Raw genomic sequence first — 919 nt, 5'->3', positions numbered from 1 at the left:
AGGGGCAAACGGGGAATTCGGACAAAATCGTACGCTAAGCCTAAAAGTCTTTTCCTATATGACTTACAGGATTTTATAATTAACATGTCCGGTGTTCTAATCAGCTAGAAATTCGTAATGACCTGAACTTTCCCTGCCCGACCTGCTTATGCTGCTGCCAAACATAGTCACCCGTTAGGTTTATATGTTCCCACCCTAATGGAGATAGGTGTTTCAGTAGACTTTCATCCATAGACTGACCTGTTTGACGTACCCTCTCAACCGCTCTTTCCATATAGACCGTATTCCATAGCACAATCGCCGCCGTCATAAGATTGAGACCACTGGCACGGTAGCACTGCTGATCAAAACTATGGTCACGGATTTCACCCAGTCGATTGAAGAAAACAGCCCTAGCTAGAGCATTACGGGCTTCCCCCTTGTTCAATCCTGCATTCACCCTGCGGCGTAAATCAACGTTCTGTAGCCAGTCTAGGATAAACATCGTTCGCTCTAGACGGCCCAGATCCCGCAGAGCTAATGCCAGCCCATTCTGACGGGGATAGCTGCCGAGCTTACGCAGCATGAGTGAAGCCGTGACAGTGCCCTGCTTAATTGATGCCGCCAGCCGGATGATTTCATCCCAATGCTCTCGCACTTGCTTCAGATTCAATGTGCCGCCAATCATGGGTTGGAGTCCCGAGTAATCCTCTTCAGTCTTCGGCACATACAGCTTGGTATCCTTCAGATCACGAATGCGCGGGGCGAAACGGAATCCTAGGAGGTGCATGAGGGCAAAAACATGGTCCGTGAAGCCCGCTGTGTCAGTGTAGTGTTCCTCAATCCGTAGATCGGACTCATGGTACAGCAGCCCATCTAAAACATAGGTGGAGTCGCGCACACCCACATTAATCACCTTCGTACTGAAAGGAGCGTACTG

The 919-nt window shown here is 49.5% G+C and carries 1 protein-coding gene; it reads right to left on the bottom strand.

What is annotated here, in order from left to right; genetic code table 11:
• Positions 1-100: 100 nt before the first annotated feature.
• The coding region (locus A8707_RS26275; RefSeq protein ID WP_156518913.1) for a Tn3 family transposase at positions 101-919 on the bottom strand (819 nt) is incomplete at its 5' end.

The sequence above is a fragment of the Phormidesmis priestleyi BC1401 genome, assembly GCF_001650195.1.
GTDB lineage: Bacteria > Cyanobacteriota > Cyanobacteriia > Leptolyngbyales > Leptolyngbyaceae > Phormidesmis_A > Phormidesmis_A priestleyi_B.
The sequence above is the reverse complement of the archived record's forward strand: the minus strand, read 5'-3'. Positions and strand labels throughout refer to the sequence as shown.